The organism is Phenylobacterium sp. (genome assembly GCF_036264965.1).
Classification (GTDB): domain Bacteria; phylum Pseudomonadota; class Alphaproteobacteria; order Caulobacterales; family Caulobacteraceae; genus Phenylobacterium.
This window is the reverse complement of the sequence record NZ_DATAPY010000095.1, coordinates 1-19,438: the sequence shown is the minus strand read 5'-3', so window position 1 is coordinate 19,438 and position 19,438 is coordinate 1. Positions and strand designations below refer to the sequence as shown.

At 69.4% G+C, this 19,438-nt stretch carries 14 protein-coding genes, 1 tRNA gene and 2 pseudogenes; 13 read left to right on the top strand and 4 right to left on the bottom strand.

Going from position 1 to position 19,438, the window contains the following annotated elements; translation table 11 throughout:
• Positions 1–36 precede the first annotated feature (36 nt).
• The 8 genes and pseudogenes from selB to mobA all read left to right on the top strand — a co-directional run.
• Positions 37–1,866: pseudogene (selB, locus tag VHS75_RS23105) on the top strand (selenocysteine-specific translation elongation factor); the annotation flags it as partial.
• Positions 1,867–1,986: 120 nt separating this feature from the next.
• Positions 1,987–2,082: transfer RNA gene (locus VHS75_RS11945), tRNA-Sec, on the top strand.
• 23 nt (positions 2,083–2,105) lie between these two features.
• The gene (locus tag VHS75_RS11940; RefSeq protein WP_329638840.1) at positions 2,106–2,486 is read left to right on the top strand and encodes a hypothetical protein; all 381 of its coding nucleotides are present in this window, start codon (positions 2,106–2,108) and stop codon (positions 2,484–2,486) included.
• 155 nt (positions 2,487–2,641) lie between these two features.
• Complete coding sequence (gene fdnG, locus VHS75_RS11935; protein WP_329638839.1) at positions 2,642–5,713, top strand: formate dehydrogenase-N subunit alpha; 3,072 nt, start codon at positions 2,642–2,644, stop codon at positions 5,711–5,713.
• Between the two features lie 26 nt (positions 5,714–5,739).
• Positions 5,740–6,651: a formate dehydrogenase subunit beta gene (gene fdxH / locus VHS75_RS11930; protein ID WP_329638838.1), complete on the top strand. Its 912-nt coding sequence runs from the start codon at positions 5,740–5,742 to the stop codon at positions 6,649–6,651.
• On the top strand, positions 6,648–7,313 hold the full coding sequence (locus VHS75_RS11925; protein ID WP_329638837.1) for a formate dehydrogenase subunit gamma: 666 nt from the start codon (positions 6,648–6,650) through the stop codon (positions 7,311–7,313). Before fdxH ends, VHS75_RS11925 begins: the two co-directional genes overlap by 4 nt.
• On the top strand, positions 7,310–8,251 hold the full coding sequence (gene fdhE, locus VHS75_RS11920; protein WP_329638836.1) for a formate dehydrogenase accessory protein FdhE: 942 nt from the start codon (positions 7,310–7,312) through the stop codon (positions 8,249–8,251). Before VHS75_RS11925 ends, fdhE begins: the two co-directional genes overlap by 4 nt.
• Before the next feature lie 9 nt (positions 8,252–8,260).
• The gene (gene mobA / locus VHS75_RS11915; RefSeq protein WP_329638835.1) at positions 8,261–8,842 is read left to right on the top strand and encodes a molybdenum cofactor guanylyltransferase; all 582 of its coding nucleotides are present in this window, start codon (positions 8,261–8,263) and stop codon (positions 8,840–8,842) included.
• On the opposite strand, the gene fdhD is transcribed toward mobA, so the two are convergent.
• Positions 8,817–9,560 (bottom strand): formate dehydrogenase accessory sulfurtransferase FdhD, encoded by a 744-nt coding sequence (gene fdhD / locus VHS75_RS11910; RefSeq protein WP_329638834.1) that lies wholly within the window; start codon positions 9,558–9,560, stop codon positions 8,817–8,819. The two genes, mobA and fdhD, sit on opposite strands and share 26 nt — an antisense overlap.
• A gap of 485 nt (positions 9,561–10,045) precedes the next feature.
• Here fdhD and VHS75_RS11905 point away from each other — a divergent pair, with 485 nt between their 5' ends.
• The 5 genes from VHS75_RS11905 to VHS75_RS11885 all read left to right on the top strand — a co-directional run bounded on the left by VHS75_RS11905 (position 10,046) and on the right by VHS75_RS11885 (position 16,374).
• Positions 10,046–10,705 carry a DUF998 domain-containing protein gene (locus VHS75_RS11905; RefSeq protein ID WP_329638833.1) on the top strand — a complete coding sequence of 220 codons (660 nt, stop codon included), beginning with the start codon at positions 10,046–10,048 and terminating at the stop codon, positions 10,703–10,705.
• A 130-nt stretch (positions 10,706–10,835) separates the two neighbouring features.
• Positions 10,836–12,746, top strand: coding sequence for a glucans biosynthesis glucosyltransferase MdoH (mdoH, locus tag VHS75_RS11900; RefSeq protein ID WP_329638832.1), 1,911 nt, complete (start codon positions 10,836–10,838; stop codon positions 12,744–12,746).
• Between the two features lie 105 nt (positions 12,747–12,851).
• Positions 12,852–13,466, top strand: coding sequence for a class I SAM-dependent methyltransferase (locus tag VHS75_RS11895; RefSeq protein WP_329638831.1), 615 nt, complete (start codon positions 12,852–12,854; stop codon positions 13,464–13,466).
• Between the two features lie 83 nt (positions 13,467–13,549).
• Positions 13,550–15,010 (top strand): amidohydrolase, encoded by a 1,461-nt coding sequence (locus tag VHS75_RS11890; protein ID WP_329638830.1) that lies wholly within the window; start codon positions 13,550–13,552, stop codon positions 15,008–15,010.
• Positions 15,010–16,374, top strand: a complete 1,365-nt coding sequence (locus tag VHS75_RS11885; protein WP_329638829.1) for an amidohydrolase family protein — start codon at positions 15,010–15,012, stop codon at positions 16,372–16,374. The genes VHS75_RS11890 and VHS75_RS11885 overlap by 1 nt, the downstream gene beginning before the upstream one ends.
• 10 nt (positions 16,375–16,384) lie before the next feature.
• On the opposite strand, the pseudogene VHS75_RS11880 reads toward VHS75_RS11885, so the two are convergent.
• The 3 genes and pseudogenes from VHS75_RS11880 to VHS75_RS11870 form a co-directional block, all read right to left on the bottom strand.
• Positions 16,385–17,791: pseudogene (locus VHS75_RS11880) on the bottom strand (efflux transporter outer membrane subunit).
• Positions 17,788–19,011 (bottom strand): efflux RND transporter periplasmic adaptor subunit, encoded by a 1,224-nt coding sequence (locus tag VHS75_RS11875; protein ID WP_329638828.1) that lies wholly within the window; start codon positions 19,009–19,011, stop codon positions 17,788–17,790. The pseudogene VHS75_RS11880 and the gene VHS75_RS11875 overlap by 4 nt, the downstream one beginning before the upstream one ends.
• Positions 19,004–19,438: efflux RND transporter permease subunit (locus VHS75_RS11870; RefSeq protein ID WP_329638827.1), on the bottom strand; the 435-nt coding region annotated here is incomplete at its 5' end. The genes VHS75_RS11875 and VHS75_RS11870, both read right to left, overlap by 8 nt.

The following is a 19,438-nucleotide window of genomic DNA, read 5'->3' as shown; positions in this document are numbered from 1 at the left end:
GCCCCCGACAGGGCGGCGCTCTGAGAGGCCGGCGCCATGATCATCGGCACGGCCGGTCACGTCGATCATGGCAAGACCGCCCTGGTCAAGGCGCTGACCGGGGTGGATGGGGACCGGCTCAAGGAGGAGCAGGCGCGGGGCGTCACGATCGACCTGGGGTTCGCCTACCTGCCGATCGCGGATGGCCAGGTGCTCGGCTTCGTCGACGTGCCAGGGCACGAACGCTTCGTGCGCACCATGCTGGCCGGCGCCACTGGGATCGACTTCGCCCTGCTGGTGGTCGCCGCCGACGAGGGCGTCAAGCCGCAGACGCTGGAGCATCTGGCGATCATCGACCTGCTGGGCGTCGGACAGGGGCTGGTGGTCCTGAGCAAGGCCGATCTCGTGGCGCCCGAACGCCTCGGCGCGGTGGCCGCGGAGCTCAAGCCGGCGATCGCCGGAACCGTGCTGGAGGCGGACGAACCTTTACCGGTGTCCGCCGTGACCGGACAGGGGCTCGACGCCTTGCGCGCCCGTCTGGCGGCGGCTGCGGCCGGCAGAGCGCAGCGGTCCGCCGAGGCCCGGTTCCGTCTGGCCGTGGACCGGGCGTTCACCCTGCGAGGCGTGGGCGTCGTCGTCACCGGCACGGTGTTGTCGGGGATGGTCCATGTCGGCGATCAGCTTCTCATCAGCCCATCCGGCCTGCCGGTGCGGGTGCGCTCGCTGCACGCCCAGAACCGGCGGGCGGAGGTTGGACAGCCCGGCGACCGCTGCGCGCTCAACCTGACAGGCGCGGGCGTCTCAAAGGAGGCCGTGCGTCGGGGCGACATGGTGCTCGATCCCGAGTTGCACGCCCCGACCGACCGCATCGACGCCAGGCTGCGCGTCCTGGGCGGCGAGGCCAAGGCCATCGGCCAGTGGTTCCCCGCGCGGCTGCATCACGCGGCGGCCGAAGTCGGCGCCCGCATCGTTCCCCTGGGCGAGGCGCCCATCGAACCCGGCCAAGAGGGCGACGTCCAGCTGGTGCTCGATCGGCCCATCGCCGCCGCGCTTCCGGATCGCTTTGTGCTGCGGGATGTATCCGCCCGACGTACGATCGCCGGCGGTCGTTTTATCGATCTGCGCGGTCCGCCCCGTCGGCGGCGCACGCCCGAGCGGCGGCGGCAGCTCGAAGCGCTCGCCCTGCCCGATCCAGCCGCCGCCTTCACAGCCCTCCTGGACACACCGCCTTTCGCCTGGGACCTGGCGGCCTTCGCCCGCGACCATGCCCTGTCGGCGACACAAGCCCAGCAATTGGTCGGGCAATCGGGGGTGATCCAGCTGCAGGCCGGCCTCGCCGGCGTCGCCCTCTCGCCCGAGCGGTGGCGCGGATTCACGTCGGATCTCATCGAGAGGCTCGCCGCCTATCACAGCGAGAACCCCGACTTGCAGGGCTTAGGCCGGGAAAAGCTGCGCCTGCAACTGCAGCCTCGGCTGCCTGCTCAGGTGTTCGCCGCCGCCCTGCAACGGCTGGCCGGCGCGGGCGAGCTGGTCTTGGATGGGGCCTTTGTCCGGCTCGAGGGCCACACGGCGCGGCTGGCGCCCGGCGATGAGGCGGCCTGGGCCCTGATCGCGCCGCGCCTGGGCGGAGCGGAGCGGTTCCGGCCGCCGCGGGTCCGCGACCTGGCCGACGCGACCGGACGCCAGGAGCGCGACATCCGGCGCCTGTTCAAACTCGCCGGACGATTGGGTTGGGCCGACGAGATCGCGCAGGATCACTTCTTCCTGCGCGCGACAGTCCGGGAGATGGTCGCCATCAGCCTTGAGGAGGCCGCTCGGGCGGACGGCGGGGCCTTCACCGCCGCGCAATTCCGCGACCGCGTCGACAACGGCCGCAAGGTCGCCATCCAGATCCTCGAATTCCTCGATCGGCACGGCGTCACGCTGCGCAAGGGCGATCTGCGACGTATCAACCCGCATCGGCTGGACCTCTTCGGCCCGATCGTGGTTTCATCGCCCGGTGCGGCTGGAGGAGAGTCGTCCCTGGTGGGGCGTTCGGACTTCAAATCCGAGTGGGGCAGCGAGCCTGTCCCAGGTGGGTTCGACTCCCATTCTCTTCCGCCATCCGCACCCTGGAGCGGGTCCTGATGACGGCGGACTACGCGACGGACTTCGACGAGTGGCTGGTCGAGACCTTTGCCAGAGTGGGCGAATTCACCGTGCTGATCGTGCTGGTGGAGATCGGCGAAACCACAGCCGGTCTGCTGTGCTCGTCCTATCTGCACGTCATCGGCGACGAGACGCGCTGGCCGGATATTGTGGAGATGTTCGTGGGCGCCGGGGCGGCCTGGAACGGCGCGGCCTTCTTCCAGGCGGATCGCGCCGGGCTGGTGCGGGATCCAGTCGCGCGCCACCGCCTGCAATCGCTGATGCGCCACCTCGAAAGCGACCGCTCCCTCTTGAAACACGCCGAGTTCTTCGACGGCCGGGGCCTGCGGCTCAAGATCGAAGAAACCACTCCGCCATGAACCGCGCCGAGGGGCGTCGGGAACCGTTCGCGAGCGTGCGCGTTTGCCGGCTTGTGGGCGTATTTTTGAATCGAAATCCCACCGCGAACGTGTCTTAACTTGCATTGTTCGCGTTAGGTCGGTTCGCCGGAGCACATGGCCCGGAGCCCATGGCAATGACCCTCAGTCGTCGCGGCTTTATCCAGCTCACCGGCGCCGGTCTGGCGGCGTCCGGTCTCGGCGTGCTCGGTTTCGCCGCCGCCGGCCCAGCGCTGGCGGACTCGATGCGGCCGTTCAAGCTGACCCACGCCACGGAGACGCGGAACACCTGCACCTATTGCTCGGTCGCGTGCGGCATACTGATCTACAGCCTCGGCGACCGGGCCATCAACGCAACGTCGAACATCATCCACATCGAGGGTGATCCGGACCATCCGGTGAACCGCGGCACGCTGTGTCCGAAGGGCGCGGCGCTGCTCGATGTCGTGCACGCGCCGACGCGGCTGAAAGTCCCCAAATACCGCGCGCCCGGTTCGGCCGAGTTCAAAGAGGTCTCCTGGGACTTCGCGCTCGACCGCATCGCCACGCTGATGAAGAAAGATCGCGATGCGAACTTCATCGCGCAGAACGCGGCCGGGACCACGGTCAATCGCTGGATCAGCACGGGCATGCTGGCCGCGTCGGCCTCCTCCAGCGAAACCTCCTATTTGACCTGGAAGGTGGCCCGCTCGTTCGGGATGCTGGTCTTCGACAATCAGGCGCGTGTCTGACACGGACCGACGGTGGCCAGTCTGGCTCCAACATTCGGTCGAGGGGCGATGACCAACACATGGCAGGACATCAAGAACGCCAATGTGGTGGTGGTCATGGGCGGCAACGCCGCCGAGGCCCATCCCTGCGGATTCAAGTGGGTCATCCACGCCAAGATCGAGAACCACGCCAAGCTGGTGGTGGTCGATCCGCGCTTCACGCGCACCGCCTCGGTCGCTGACGTCTACGCCCCGATCCGCCCTGGAACCGATATCGCGTTCTTGAACGGCGTGATCCGCTACCTGCTCGAGAAGGACCTCATCCAGCACGACTATGTGCGGGCCTACACCAACGCCAGTTTGATTGTGAAGGACGGCTTCGGCTTCGAGGACGGGCTGTTCACTGGCTACAAGGAGGACACCCACAGCTACGACAAGACGAGCTGGGACTATGAGCTCGACGGCCAGGGCTACGCGAAGGTCGACGACACCTGGCAGGACCCGCGCTGTGTGATCAACCTGTTGCGCAAGCACGTCGATCGCTACACGCCGCAGATGGTGTCGAGCATCTGCGGCACGCCGCAGGACAAGTTCCTGGAAATCTGCGCGCTGTTCGCCACGACGGCGGCGCCCGACAAGGCGATGACCAGCCTGTTCGCCCTGGGCTGGACCCAGCATTCGGTCGGCGCGCAGAACATCCGCGCCATGGCGATGGTCCAGTTGCTGCTCGGCAACATCGGGGTGGCCGGCGGCGGGATGAACGCGCTCCGCGGCCATTCCAACATCCAGGGGCTGACCGACGTCGGCCTGCTGTCGACCTCGATGCCGGGCTACCTCGTCCTGCCCAAGGACAGCGAGCCGACCTACAAGCAATACATGGCGACGCGGCAATACAAGCCGTTGCGCCCGGGCCAGGTCAGCTATTGGCAGAACTACGGGAAGTTCTTCGTCAGCTTACAGAAGGCGATCTATGGCGACGCGGCCCGCGCCGACAACGATTGGGCCTACGACTGGCTGCCGAAATTCGACGGCGGCGGCTACGACATCATCCGAGCCTTCGAGATGATGAACGCCGGCCAGATGAACGGCTACATCTGCCAGGGCTTCAACCCGATGCAGGCCTTCCCGGACCGGGGCAAGATCCGCAGGGGCCTGAGCAAGCTGAAATTCCTCGTGGTGATGGATCCGCTGGACACCGAGACGTCGCGGTTCTGGGAAAACTTCGGCCCGCAGAACCCGTCCGACCCCGCCAAGATCCAGACCGAAGTCTTCCAGCTGCCGACAACCTGCTTCGCCGAGGAGACCGGCTCCCTGGTCAATTCGTCCCGCTGGATGCAATGGCACTGGAAGGCGGCCGACCCGCCGGGCGAGGCGCAGACCGACATCTGGATCATGTCAGGCATCTTCCACCGCATGCGGGAGATGTACCGCAAGGAAGGCGGCGCCTTCCCCGATCCGATCCTCAACCTGACCTGGAGCTACACCAACCCGACGGATCCGGATCCGGAAGAACTGGCCAAGGACATGAACGGCCGGGCGCTGGCGGACATCAAGGACCCGACGGGAACGGTCACCCAGCACGCCGGCCAACTGCTGGACGGGTTTTCCCAGTTGCGCGACGACGGCACGACGACGTCGGGTTGTTGGATCTTCTCGGGCAGCTTCACCGAGAAGGGCAACCAGATGGCCCGGCGCGACGCCACCGACCCGCGCGAGCAGGGCCTGGCGCCGAACTGGGCTTGGTCCTGGCCGGCCAACCGACGGATCATGTACAACCGCGCCAGCGCCGATCCCAACGGCAAGGCGTGGAATCCGAAGAAGCCGATCATCGAGTGGAACGGCAGCCATTGGGCGGGCATCGACGTGCCTGACTTCGTGCCGACGATCGCGCCCTCGGAGTCGGCCGGCCCCTTCATCATGAACGCCGAGGGCGCCGGACGGCTGTTCGCCCGCGACCAGATGGCCGAGGGCCCGTTCCCCGAGCACTACGAGCCCTTCGAGTCGCCGTCGCCGAACCTCCTGCATCCCAAGGTGAAATCCAATCCCGCCGCGCGGGTGTTCGCCGACGACAGGGCCGCGTTCGGCAGCGCGGCGGACTTCCCCTATGTGGCCACCACCTATCGCCTGACCGAGCATTTCCACTTCTGGACCAAGCACGCGCTGATCAACGCGATCCTGCAGCCCGAGGAGTTCATCGAGATCGGCGAAGCCCTGGCCAAGGAAAAGGGCATCGGGCAGGGCGGCTGGGTTCGGGTGTCCTCGAAGCGCGGGTTCGTCGTCTGCAAGGCCTATGTGACCAAGCGCATCAGGCCGCTGCAGGTGAACGGCAAGGCGACGCACGTGATCGGCGTGCCGATCCACTGGGGCTTCACCGGCCAGGCCCGCAAAGGGTTCGGCGCCAACACCCTGACGCCGTCGGTGGGCGACGCCAACACCCAGACGCCGGAATTCAAGGCGTTCCTCGTCAATATAGAGAAAGCAAGCGGGCCCGCGACCTGACGTCGCCGCTGGCCGAGGAGCCGTCCATGACAGAGCTGCAGTCACAGGACTATATCCGGCGCTCGGCCTCGACGCTGACGCCGCCGTCAGCTCGCCGCCACGAGCAGGAGGTCGCCAAGCTGATCGACGTCAGCCGCTGCATCGGCTGCAAGGCCTGCCAGTCCGCCTGCATGGAATGGAACGACCTGCGCGGCGAGGTCGGACACTTCGAGGGCTCCTACGACAATCCCAAGGACCTGGACCCGAACACCTGGACCCTGATGCGTTTCACCGAATGGGAGAACGACAAGGGCGATCTGGAATGGCTGATCCGCAAGGACGGCTGCATGCATTGCGAGGATCCCGGTTGCCTGAAGGCCTGCCCGGCGCCGGGCGCGATCGTGCAGTACGCCAACGGAATCGTCGACTTCAACAGCGAGGCCTGCATCGGCTGCGGCTATTGCGTGAAGGGCTGCCCGTTCGACATCCCGCGGGTGAGCCAGAAGGACCACAAGTCCTACAAATGCACCCTCTGCTCCGACCGGGTCGCCGTCGGGCTGGAGCCGGCCTGCGTCAAGGCCTGCCCGACCGGGGCGATCATGTTCGGGTCGAAGTCGGACATGACGGCCTGGGCCGGCGAGCGGGTCGAGGAGCTGAAATCCCGCGGTTTCAAGAACGCCGGCCTCTATGACCCAGCGGGCGTCGGCGGCACGCACGTGATGTATGTCCTGCACCATGCCGACAAGCCGTCGATCTATGCGGGCCTGCCGGACAGTCCGCAGATCAGCCCCTTCGTCGGGCTCTGGAAGGGCGCCGTGAAGCCCCTCGCCGTGGCCGGGATCGCCCTGGCGGCGATCGCCGGTTTCTTCCATTCGGTGGTCGCGGGCCCCAACGAAGTGCAGCCGGAGGACGAAGCCGAAGGGCGGCGGCTGCTCGATCGTCAGGATGACGCGCCATGACCCCTGCCGAGGGAAACGTGGTCCGCTACGCGACCGTGACGCGGGTCAACCACTGGATCACGGCGATCTGCTTTGTGCTGCTCACCCTGTCCGGCCTGTCGATGTTCCATCCCATATTCTTCTTCGTCTCGACGCTGTTCGGCGGCGGCCAATGGACCCGCGCGGTCCATCCCTGGATCGGGATCGTCCTGGTGCTCAGCTATGCCGGGCTGGTGGCGCAGTCCTGGCGCGAAAACCTATGGAATCCAGACGACACCGCCTGGGTGCGCAAATTCGACCGGGTCCTGGAAAACGACGCGGAGGGCGTTCCCGAGGTCGGGCGGTTCAACGCCGGCCAGAAGTCCGTCTTCTGGGCCATGGCCCTGCTGATCCCGGTGCTGCTGTTCACCGGCCTCGTGATCTGGGAGGTCTATTTCTCGGGCTTCACGCCGCTCGTCGTGCAGCGCATCGCCGTCCTGGTCCATTCGCTCGCCGCGATCGCCGCCATCCTGGTCTGGATCGTCCATGTCTATGCCGGGATCTGGGTCCGCGGGTCGCTGCGGGCGATGACCCGAGGCGACGTGACGCCCGGCTGGGCCTGGCGCCATCACCGCAAGTGGTTGCGCAGCCTGGCCGAGCCCAGGTCCGCCGGGCCAGATCCGCGCGCTGAGAGGGCGCCGTGAGACAGGGTGAGGTCGGATCGACCGCGTCGTGGATCGGAAATCCGCAAGGCGGCGTCGTTGCGCCCGATCCCCTGATCCTGCCCGATCCCACCGTGCGCTTCGCGGCCACCGCTGCGCGGCTGCGCAGCCTGGCGGACGGCCATCCGATGGCCGACTGGCTGCGCTTCATGGCCGGCCTGGCGCAGGCCCAGCATGACGCCGCGTCCACGCTTGGCGCCCTCGCCGCCCCGGACGCCGACCTGGTCAGCCAGGCGGTCGAGGCGCGTATGCCGCCGCTCGCCGCCGACGGCCACCGCCGCGACCCGTTGTGGCGCGAGAGCCTCGCCATCCTGCTCGACAGCTCCGACGACGGGCCGTTCGGCGGGTCGGTTCCCGCGGAGGCGCGGGCGGTGATGCAGAGCCTGCGCGCGCGGGGCGTCCCGGCCACGGAAAAGCTGGCGGACGATTTCCTGAGCGGCGGCGTGGCGCCGGCCGACATGGGTGCGGCGCTCTATGTGGCGGCGGCCCTGCAGGCCTATTTCACCTGTCTCGCAGGACGACTTTCCTCCGCGGACCTGCGGCTGTTGCCGGAGCGCGGCCTATGCCCATGCTGCGGCTCCTCGCCGGTGTCGGGCGTGGTGACGGCGTCGGGGCCGACGCCTGGCACGCGCTACCTTCATTGTTCGCTCTGCTCCACCGCCTGGAACCACGTGCGGGCGGTCTGCATCACTTGCGGCAAGTCGCGCGCGGTGTCCCTGCTGGCGATCGAGGGGGATTCCGGCGCGGTCAAGGCCGAGACCTGCGGCGACTGCCGCAGCTACGCCAAGATGCTGTACCAGCTGCAGGACATGAAGGTCGATCCGGTCGCCGATGACCTGGCGTCGCTGGGATTGGACCTCCTGGTCGCCGAGGCCGGCTGGTCGCGCCACGCGCCCAACCCTCTCCTGCTGCTGCGCTAGGCCGCCCGGGTGTCTCGCGCAGCCACCGTCATCCTCTGCGGCGGATCGTCCTTGCGGATGGGAGCGGACAAGGCGCGCCTCGATTGGGACGGCGTCTCCGCGATCGACTGCCTGGCGGCCGTCTCGCAGGACCTGGGGATCCGGATGGTGCTGACGGCAGGCGCAGACTATGGACTGCCCGCCGTGTTCGACGCGGTCCCAGGCGCGGGTCCGTGCGGCGGCGTCCTCGCCGCGGCGGCGCGGCTGCGCGCCGAGAGCTACGCGCGGGCGCTGATCCTGGCGGTCGACGCGCCTACGGTCACCGCCTCCGACCTGCGACCGCTTCTCGAGGCCGGGGACCCAGGCGCCGCCTACGAGGGCCTGCCGCTGCCGATGGTGATCGATCTCGCCGCCATTCCCCGCGCCGCCGAGGCGCCCTGGCCGCTGAAGCGGCTGGTGCAGACCGCGGGGCTTGTGGTCCTGCCGTGCAGCGATGAGGCGAGGCCGAGGCTCCGGGGCGCCAATACGCCGGAAGAACGCCAGCAACTTCTGGCCCGGCCCGGACCCACGCGACTGACGGACCCTCTCAGGACACCCGATCCGGCCGCGTGAAGACCTCGAAGCCGTCGCGCCGGGCGACGCCGATCAGTGTGATCGCGGCCTGCTCCGCCGTCCTGATCGCCAGGGCCGTCGGCGCGGAGACCGCGACCAGCACCTGGGCGCCCATGACCGCGGCCTTCTGGACCATCTCCACCGAGATGCGGCTGGTGAGGAACAGGACGCCGTCGGGCCGAGGCTTGTCCGCGGCCGCAAGCGCGCCGACGAGCTTGTCCAGCGCGTTGTGGCGGCCCACGTCTTCGCGCAGGCAGGTGAACCCGCCGGACATCGCCCACCACGCCGCGGCGTGCGCCGCCCGGGTCGAGGCGCCGAGCGCCTGATGCTGCGGCAACGCCTCGAGCGCGGCGCCGATCTGGCTCGGCGAGACGCGGAGCCCTTCCGGCGCCGCGGGCGTGGCGCGCATGGCCTCGCCCAGGCTGTCGATGCCGCAAAGCCCGCACCCCGTCGGCCCCGCCAGATAGCGCCGCCGGCTGGCGAGCGTCTCTGAACGCGACCGGGAGAGCCACATCCGCGCCTCGATCCCGAGCTCGGTCTCGACGACCTCGAGGCTTTCGATCTCCGAGGCGTCGGCAATAATCCCCTCGGTGAGGCTAAAGCCCAAGGCGAAGTCTTCAAGGTCCGCGGGCGTAGCCATCATCACCGCCGTCGTTGAGCCGTCGTGAACCAGGGCCACGGGCGTCTCCTCCGGGACCTCGCGGAGATCGGGCGTCACGCCGTGTGATCCCACACGCATGACGGGGGTCCGGAGGCTGACCTGTGGCGATGAACCTGGACGGATCTGGCGAAGGGTCATGCTGGGCTCGCTCGGCTAGGCTGGCTCCCCGGGGGCCAACATAGCTTACATGCAACCGGCGCGATGTCGGCGCCGCTGGAGCGTCAGGGGCCGTCGCCCCAAGGGAGCTGCGACGACGGCCTCCACGACGACGGACTTCGGCCAGTACTCAGCCGAATCACATCACCGGCGCAGGTCCATTGACGGCGCCTGGCCCCGGCAGGCCAGACCTACGGCTCAGGTTGGCGGGCCGCTGCGCGAAATGCGCGTGCGAGCAGCGCAGAGCCTCGGTTGTATGCATGTTTCGCGGGCAGAAGCCGCCCTGAGGCGAGACGCCAGGCCGCGCCGGACCCCGATTGCCGCACCGCTGTTGGACCTTGTAGGTTGGCTCCATGAGCCTGAGGCGGGGAACAGATGGCGCGAGCATGACCGCCTCGCCGATCTTCGAAAGGCGATACCGCCGCCGCCGGCTGATGTTGGCCTGCGGGGTGGCTGCGCCATTGTTGGCCCTGGCTTCGACCCTGACCGCCATGGCCGCCTATCCCCACTTCAACCCCGCGCGGCAGTACCTCAGCGAACTGGGCGGCGCCTCGGCAAGCCGGCCGCTGATCTTCAACGCCGGGGTCTTTGCGGCCGGCGTGATGGCGGCCCTGGCGGGCGTCGGCTTCGGCCTGGCGATCGCCGCCCTGACCCGGGCGCGCGTCATCGCCGTGCTGACCGTGACGGTGTTCTTGCTGGCCGGCTACGGCCTGACCCAGGCGGCGATCTATCCCTGGCCGGACAAGCGCCACCTGGCGATCAACCTCGCGCTGGGCATCCAGCTGGCCCCGCTGCTCCTGATCTGGGGGCTCTGGCCGCGCCGCGACCTGCGCCGCCTGAGGGCGTTCCTCGCCGCGGCGTTCCTGGCCATGGCGGTGCTGACCGTCCTCACCAAACACCTGATCTTCCCGGCCTTGGTGAACGACGACAACGTTGGGTGGTGGGAGCGCGGTTACGCCATCATCCTGGTCGGCTGGGTGGGCGTCGCCGCCTATTTGCTCGACCGGCGCCTGCGAGAAGAGTCACCGGCGCCCAAAACCGCCTAGACAACGCCCACTAATCAAGCGAATGGGAGAATTCACAAGTTCGTGATTGCTTGCGCGCGAATCCCTAGAATGCTGCGTCGCAACACTGCGGACGGGCGCCTCTCACCGGAGGCGGGGGAACTTGAGGCCTATGACCACGCTGGCGAGCCGCCTGGAAAGACCGAGCCCCGCCACTGAGGCTGTGCCGGCGCCTGCGCCGTGGCTCCCCGCGGAAGCGCCGCTGGCGATGCCGCGCCAATCCTTCGACGAAGCAGACGCGCCGGAACTGGCGGAGGCCATTCCCGCCACCTCGCCGAGCGGCGTAACCCACCGGCGGCTGATGGTGTTCGGCGGCGCCTGGCTTTTGACCATCCTGATCGCGATCGGTCCGTTCGTGCTCTACGAACGCGCGGGCTTCAACGGCTTGGAGACCGTCGGCCTGGGGGTCTTCGTTGTGCTCTGCGGCGCCATCGCCACTTGGTTCTGTACAGCGGTCGCCGGCCACTTCGTGCTGTCGGGAGGACGCGAGCAGGACGACCTGCATTTCTCGCCGCATCCGTCCCTGCCGACCGGGCGCACGGCGCTGCTCATGCCGCTCTATAACGAAGACGCGAGCGCCGCCTTCGGACGCCTCGCCGCGCTCGACGCTTCCCTGGCGCGTCTCGGCGCCTCCCCGGTCTTCGACATCTTCGTGCTCAGCGACTCAACACGCGAGGATTGCGCCGCCGCCGAGGCCGCCGCCTTCCGCGCCATGCGTCCGTCGGCGCACAGCCGGCTCTACATGCGCCGCCGGCTTCAGAACGTCGAGCGCAAGGCCGGCAACATAGCCGAATGGGTCCGCCGGTTCGGCGGCGCCTATGAGTTCATGGTGATCCTCGACGCCGACAGCACCATGGCCGGCGAGACCCTGCTGCGCCTGGCCGACGCCATGGAATGCAATCCGGGCGTCGGCCTGATCCAGACCGCGCCGACCATCACCGGCGCCACGACCCTGTTCGCGCGAATGTTGCAGTTCGGCGTGCGTATGTACGGCCGCGTCGCCGCCGCAGGCCTAGCCTGGTGGGCCGGCTCGGAGGCCAGTTACTGGGGCCACAACGCCATCGTGCGCACCCGCGCCTTCGCCGCGGCGTCCGGCCTGCCGATCCTGCAGGGCGTGAAGCCGTTCGGCGGCCACGTGCTGAGCCATGACGTCGTGGAAGCCGCCCTGCTGCGCCGCGCCGGCTGGGCCGTCCACGTCACCGCCGCCCTGGACGGCAGCTGCGAAGAGACGCCGCCGACCCTCCTGGACTTCATCCAGCGCGACCACCGCTGGTGCCAGGGCAACCTGCAGCACCTGCGCCTGATCGGCGCCAAGGGCCTGCATCCCCTGAGCCGCGCCCAGCTGGGCATGGGCTGCATGGCCTATCTGGCCTCGCCGCTGTGGTTCGCCGGACTGGTGATCGGGCTCGCCCTGCAGCTCAAGAACCCGCCCGACTGGGACTCGTTCTGGTACTTTCTGAACCCGCGCTTCACGCCGTTCATGCTGACCTCGCTGCTGTCGGCCATCCTGCTGATCGGCCCGAAGATCCTGGGCTGCGCCCTGGTGCTGAGCCGCCCCGGCGAACGGCGCGCCTTCGGCGGAGCCCCCGCGGTGCTGAAGGGCATGGGAACCGAGATCCTGCTGTCCGCGGCCCTGGCCCCCGTCCTTATGGTCGCCAACACCAAGGCGGTCTTCATGACCCTTCGTGGCCGTGACATCGGCTGGCGGCCACAGCAGCGCGACGCGGTCGGCGTGGCCTGGCGCGACGCCTTCCGGGCCATGACCTGGCAGATGATCGCCGGCGCGGGTTTCGTTGCGGCGCTCTGCGTGCGGCCCGACCTTTCGGTCTGCTTCGCGCCGATCGTGCTGCCGCTGCTGTTCGCCGCGCCCCTGGCGGTCTTCACGTCGCGCCATCGCGCCATGGCCGACCTGCTCAAGACGCCCGACGACCTGGGCGTCAGCGCCACCCCGGTGGTGTTCCGCGCCAGCCTTCGCCCGGCCGCCGCGGCTCACGGTCAGGATGCGATCTCCGTCCAGAGCTGATCGGCCGCCTGGGCGCGGCGCCGAACGCGGCGTAGGTTCGTCCGGCTTGGGGACAAAGGGCGGTCGCTGCGCCTGGAGCCTCACCGAGAGACGAGGCGCGCCTGAATGCCGGCCTATGAGTTCACCGAGGACTGGTTCTCGCGCCACGCCGGCGTCTGGCGCCAGATCCTCGAGCGGTTCGCGCCGCGGCGGCTGCTGGAGATCGGCTCCTATGAGGGCTGCTCCGCTTGCTTCCTGATCGACGAATGCGGCAAGGCCGGCCCTGTCGACCTGCATTGCATCGACACCTGGCAGGGCGGCATCGAACACGACCCCGCCACGATGGCTGAGGTCGAGGCCCGCTTCGATCGCAACCTGGACCTCGCCGTCCAGGCCGCGCCAAATCCGGTGACGGTGACGAAGCACAAGGCGGCTTCGACGGTGGCCCTGGCCCATCTGATGACGGCCGAACCGGCCGCTGGCTTCGACCTGATCTACATCGACGGCTCCCACCAGGCGCCTGTGGTCCTGGCAGACGCGGTGATGGCCTTCCAACTCCTCAGGGTCGGCGGGATCATGATCTTCGACGACTATCTCTGGTCGCGTCAGGAGGCCGGCCAGCAGGACTTCTACGACCTGCCGAAACCGGCCATCGATGCCTTCGTCAACATCTATCAGCGCAAGCTGGGCCTCATCGGCGCCCCACTCTACCAACTCTATGCGCAAAAGATCGCCAGCTAGGCTCCGCTGAGCCGTCAGGCTGTTTACCTGGCCGCCGCGCTCAGCCTATCGTCCGGCCTCGTTTTCGGGGATGGGGCATTTCCATGAGTTTGTGGAAGTTGGCGGTCGCGTTGGTCGCGGCTGCGGCGGTCAGTGGTTGCGCGACGGCGCCGCCGGCCAAGAGTACGCAGACCAGCGCGGCGCCAAGCGGGCCGCCGGCCAAGCCGAAGCCCCTGCCGCCGGGCCTCGACCCGATGGTCCGGGCTGACGCCTTCCCCTCGACCTACAAGGCCATGCCCAGCCACGCGACCGCCGTGGTCGGCGCCAGCGTCTTCACCGGCACGGGCCAGCTGATCGAGAACGGCACGGTGCTGGTCAAGGACGGCAAGGTCGAGGCGGTCGGCGCGGGCCTCGCGGTTCCCGCCGGCTACGACACGGTCGACGCCCACGGCAAGTGGGTGACGCCCGGCCTGATCGACGCCCACTCGCACCTGGGCGTCTACGCCTCGCCCGCCGTGCAGGCCAATTCCGACGGCAACGAACTGACCAATCCGGTGACGGCCGAGGTCTGGGCCGAGCATTCGGTCTGGCCGCAGGACCCCGGTTTCAACACCGCCCGCATCGGTGGCGTGACCACGATCCTGGTGCTGCCGGGTTCGGGCAACCTGATCGGCGGCCGTGGGGTGACCCTGCGCAACATCCCAGCGCGCACCGTCCAGGACATGAAGTTCCCCGACGCGCCCTACGTCCTGAAGATGGCCTGCGGCGAGAATCCCAAGCGGGTCTACGGCTCCAAGGGCCGCGCGCCTTCGACGCGGATGGGCAATGTCGCGGGCTACCGCGCGGCCTGGATCAACGCCGCCGACTACCAGGGCCGCTGGGACGAGTACCGGGCGAAGATCAGCAAGGGCGAGAAGGCCGATCCGCCGAAGCGCGACCTGGGCCTCGACACCCTCTCGGCCGTTCTGCGCGGCGAGATCCTGGTGGAGAACCACTGCTACCGGGCCGACGAGATGGCCCAGATGATCGATATCTCCAAGGAGTTTGGCTACCACGTCGCCGCCTTCCACCACGCGGTGGAGGCCTACAAGATCGCCGACCTGCTGGCCGAGAACCACATCTGCGTCGCCACCTGGGCCAACTGGTGGGGCGGCAAGATGGAGATGCTGGACGGCATCGAGGCCAACGCCGCGTTGGTCAACGCGGCCAAGGGCGGTTGCGCGATCATCAAGTCCGACGACCCCGACCTGATCCAGCGGCTGAACCAGGAGGCCGCCGAGGCCCTGGCCGCCGGACGCGCCGCGGGCCTGACCATCACCGAGGCGGACGCGATCAAGTGGATCACCTCCAATCCCGCCAAGGCCATTGGTGTCGACAGGCAGACCGGCAGCCTGGAGCCCGGCAAGCGGGCCGACCTGGTGATCTGGGACCACGATCCGTTCTCGATCTACGCCCGCACCGAGCGGGTCTATCTGGACGGCGCGGTCGCTTATGACCGCCGCGATCCGCGATACCAGCCGCGTTCGGACTTCGACCTCGGCCAGCCCGGCGAAGGAGTCCGCTGATGCGTAGAGTTCTGTTCAGCGCCTGCGCCCTTGCAGCCCTCGCCCTCGGCGGCGCGGCGCAAGCCGAAACCATCGCCGTCACCAACGCCAGGATCCTGACCGCCGGTCCGGCGGGCGAGATCGCCACCGGCACGATCGTCTTCAAGGACGGCAAGATCACCGCGGTCGGCGCCAATGTCCCCACGCCTGCCGGCGCCAAGGTGATCGACGCGCACGGCGGCGTGGTCGCGCCGGGCTTCTTCGCCACCGGCTCGCTGCTGGGCGCGGTGGAGGTGGGCTCGCTCGGCAACGATCTGTCGGTCAACAACCCGGCGATCGGCGCCTCCTTCGACATCCAGTACGGGCTGAACCCGGAGTCGGGCCTGTTCCCGGTCGCCCGCCTCGGCGGCCTGACCAGCGCCGTCGTCCTGCCCCTGCCCGTCGGCGGCCGTGGCGGCGAGGACTCCGACGAGGAAGACGACAACGCCTCGAAGTACACCGCCGGCCCCGGCGGCGAAGGCTCCAAGTCCCACGCGCTGTTCGCGGGGACCGGCGCGGTCATCGACCTGGCCGGCCATGAGGCCCTGGTGACCAAGGCCAAAGTGGCCATGGTGGCGCCTTTCGGCCAGTCCGGCGCCCGGGTCGCCGGCGGTTCGCGGGGTGCGGAGTTCGTAGCCCTCAAGGAGGCCCTGGCCGACGTCCGCGACTTCATGAAGAACAAGGCCGCCTATGACCGCGCCGCCTATCGCGACCTGGCGCTGTCCCGCGGCGACCTGGAGGCCCTGATCCCGGTGGTCGAGGGCAAGATGCCGCTCGTGGCCGTGGTGCACCGGGCCTCTGACATCCGCCAGGTCCTGGCCTTCGCCCGCGAGGAGCACATCAAGGTGATCCTGGAAGGCGCCCAGGAGGGCTGGGTCGTGGCCGCCGAGATCGCCAAGGCCGGCGTCCCGGTCCTGCTCAATCCGTTCGACGACCGGCCGGAAAGCTACGAGGAACTGGCGGCCACCATGGACAACGCCGGGCGCCTGTCCGCGGCGGGCGTCACTGTGGCGTTCGAGAGCACCGGCGGATCGGCGCGGGCGCGCGAGACCCGCTACGAGGCGGGGAGCGCTGTGTCGCATGGCATGGCCTATGACGCGGCCGTGGCGGCGATCACCATCAATCCCGCGAAGATTTTCGGCGTCGCCGACCGCACCGGCAGCCTGGAGCCCGGCAAGGACGCCGACCTGGTGATCTGGACCGGCGACCCCTTCGAGCCGCTCAGCCAGCCGACCGCGGTGTTCATCCACGGCCAGGCCCAGCCGATGACCTCCCGACAGATCGAACTGCGCGACCGCTACAAGGACCTCGGCCGCGCCCTGCCGCCCGGCTACACGCACCCGTAAGGCGCGGGGCCTAGCTCCAGGCGCCGCCGAGCGCGCGGGTCAGGTCCACGCTGGCCTGCAGGCGGCGCGTGGCCAGCTGGATCGAGGCCTGCTCGGCCGAGAGCGCCGCGGTTTGCGCCGTGACCACGTCCAGGTAGGTCGCCACACCCTGGCGGTAGCGGATGTTGGCTAGGTCGACGCTGCGCTCCGCCGCGGTGACCGCATCGGTCTGGTCCTTGGCCTCGGCCGCCAGGCGGTTGGCAAGCGCCATCTGGTCTTCCACATCGCGGAAGGCGTCCAGCACCACGCCCCGGTAGTTGGCGCTGGCCTCCTCGAAGGCTGCCTTGGAGGCGCGCACACCGGCCGCGCGCCGGCCGCCGTCGAAGATTGCGCCGACCAGTTACGGGCCGAGCGTCCAGAAGGTGTTCGGCGCCTGCAGGAGATTGACCCCGCCGGCGCTCTGCCAGCCGGCCGTGCCGTCGAGCGTCAGGGACGGGAACAGGGCCGCGCGGGCCACGCCCACGTCGGCGTTGGCGGCCGCGGCGCGGCGCTCGGCGGCGGCGATGTCGGGGCGGCGCTGCAGCAGCACGGACGGCGCACTGACCGCCACTGTCGGCTGCGGCAAGGCCTTGTCGACGGGCGCCAGGCTGAAGGCCGAAGCGCTCTCGCCCACCAGGGCCGCGATGGCGTGCTCCATCAGGGCGCGCTGGGCGGCGACGTCGGTGCGCTGCGCCTTGGCGCTGGAAAGCTGGGTCTCGGCGCGGGCCACATCCAGGCCGGTGGCGTTGCCCCCGTTGTGCAGGATCTGGGTCAGCTCCAGGGCCCGGGCGTAGGCCGTCACGGTCACGTCCAGCAGACGGATCTGGGCGTCGAGGCCGCGGAGCGTCAGGTAGTCGTCCGCCAGGTCGGCCTGCAGGCTGAGCCGCGCCGAGCGCAGGTCCGCCGCGCTCGCCTGGGCCCGGTCGCCGGCGCCCGACGCGATGTTGCGCAAACGTCCCCAGAGGTCGATCTCGTAGGCCACTGAAACGCCGACCTGGTTGGTCGTATAGGCGTTCGGGCCGCCCACGCGCAGGGGCTGGTTGTCGGACCGTCGCGTGCGTTGCGTGCCGGCGTTCCCGTCGATCTCCGGGACTAGGCCGGCGCGCGCCTGAGCGGCCAGCGCACGGGCCTGATCGTAGGCGGCGACCGCCCCCGCCAGCGTCGGATTGGCTTTCTCGGCGCGGGCTTCCAGGTCGTCGAGGACCGGATCGGAGAACATCGCCCACCATGTCCCGCGCGGCTGCGCGTCAGCGGGCTGCGCGGGCGTCCAGGGACCCTGCTCCTTGAAAGCGGGCGCCACCGGCGTCGCCGGCGGGGCGTAGGCCGGCGCCAGCGAGCAGCCGGCGAGCGCCAGCGCGGACGCCCCCGTCGCGAGCAGCCGGATCGCGGCGTGGCTCACGCGCCAGCCGCCTTCTGCGCCGAGGCGCCGGCGATGCGCACCAGGTCGCCGTCCGCCAATGACTCCGGCGGGTTGTCGACGACGCGGTCGCCGGCGGCCAGACCCGAGCCGATCTCCACCGTCGAGCCCAGGTCGCGGGACACCACCACGGGACGGATTTTCACATGATTGTCGGCGCCGACCACGGCGACCACCGGGCCGTTGTGCCGGTACTGGATGGCGGTCACCGGGATGCGGGTCGTGGTGGTCGGCGAGGTCAGGCGGAAGGTCACCTGGGCGTAGTCGCCCGACTTGATGCGCCCATCGGCGTTGTCCATCTGCAGCTCGACCAGCTCGGCGCCGCTTTGCGCGCCAACCGCCTGGGCGTTGTTGGCGACCGTCGCCTTGAAGGTCTGGCCGGCATATTCCGGCACCGCGACGTCGGCGCTTTGGCCCTTCTGGATCAGGGCCGAATAGTTCTGCGGCACGCGGACGTAGATCCTGAGCCTGTGCTGGTCGGCGACGGTGAACAGCGCCGGGTCGGTCGGCCCGCCGGTGGCGCTGATTAGGGCGCCGATGTCGGTGGAGCGGGTGGTGACCACGCCGGCGAAGGGCGCGGTGATCTTCTTGAACGACTCCAGCGCCAGCAGGCGGTTCAGGTTGGCGCGCGAGGAATTGACCAGGGCGTTCTTGGCGGCGAGATCGCCCGACTTCTCCTCGGCCTCCTGCTTGGAGACGGCGTCGGCGGCGACCAGGCCCTCCCAGCGCTTGGCGGTGGTGGCCGCGAGGCCCTGGTTGGCCTGGGCGGTGGCGAGGTCGGCGCGGGCCTGCAGCACCTGCTGGTCGAGGTCGGGCGTGTCGATGTCGGCCAGCACCTGGCCGGCCTTCACCGGAGCGCCGATGTCGACGTACCAGCGCTTCAGATAGCCGGAGACGCGGGCGTGGATCGGGGCGGTGTAGAAGGCCTGCACGTCGCCGGGCAGGGCCAGGTCGCGCGTGCCGCCGCCGTCGATCTTGGCCAGGCCGATCGTCGGGATGGACTGCTGTTGGGTCCAGGACTTCTGGTTCTGGTCGGCGTTGACCCGGCTGACCAGCCCGCTGACCACCACCACCGCGGCGACGCCGCCGGCGACCATGGCCGCAAGCTTCAGGCGGCCCGTGGAGACATGCGTGACCACCGGCGTCGTGCCGCTGTGGCCCGCATCGTGCGGCGCGTCCGGGGTGGGCGTTGAATCAGGCATAGGACTCTCCGGAGACCGGCGCAGGGGCGACCGCGTGGGCCCGGCGGCCATGCACCAGACTGAAGACCACGGGGACGAACATCAGGGTGGCGATGGTGGCGAAGATCAGCCCGCCGATCACGGCGCGGCCCAAGGGCGCGTTCTGTTCGCCGCCCTCGCCGAGCCCCAGCGCCATGGGCGCCATGCCGATGATCATGGCGAGCGCCGTCATGACCACCGGGCGGAAGCGGGTGAAGCCGGCCTCGGTGGCGGCGCGCAGGGCGTCGCCGGTCGCGTTCAGCCGCTCGCGGGCGAAGCTGACCACCAGGATGGAGTTGGCGGTCGCCACGCCCATGCACATGATGGCGCCCGTCAAGGCGGGCACCGACAGGGTCGTGCCCGTGGCGAACAGCATCCAGACGATCCCGGCCAGGGCGGCCGGCAGGGC

Coding starts and splice junctions, on each gene's coding strand:
- VHS75_RS11875 (WP_329638828.1), bottom strand. CDS start 19,011: ATGCCTGATTCAACGCCCACCCCGGACGCGCCGCACGATGCGGGCCAC.
- VHS75_RS11925 (WP_329638837.1), top strand. CDS start 6,648: ATGACCCCTGCCGAGGGAAACGTGGTCCGCTACGCGACCGTGACGCGG.
- mdoH (WP_329638832.1), top strand. CDS start 10,836: ATGACCACGCTGGCGAGCCGCCTGGAAAGACCGAGCCCCGCCACTGAG.
- fdxH (WP_329638838.1), top strand. CDS start 5,740: ATGACAGAGCTGCAGTCACAGGACTATATCCGGCGCTCGGCCTCGACG.
- VHS75_RS11890 (WP_329638830.1), top strand. CDS start 13,550: ATGAGTTTGTGGAAGTTGGCGGTCGCGTTGGTCGCGGCTGCGGCGGTC.
- VHS75_RS11895 (WP_329638831.1), top strand. CDS start 12,852: ATGCCGGCCTATGAGTTCACCGAGGACTGGTTCTCGCGCCACGCCGGC.
- VHS75_RS11885 (WP_329638829.1), top strand. CDS start 15,010: ATGCGTAGAGTTCTGTTCAGCGCCTGCGCCCTTGCAGCCCTCGCCCTC.
- VHS75_RS11940 (WP_329638840.1), top strand. CDS start 2,106: ATGACGGCGGACTACGCGACGGACTTCGACGAGTGGCTGGTCGAGACC.
- VHS75_RS11905 (WP_329638833.1), top strand. CDS start 10,046: ATGACCGCCTCGCCGATCTTCGAAAGGCGATACCGCCGCCGCCGGCTG.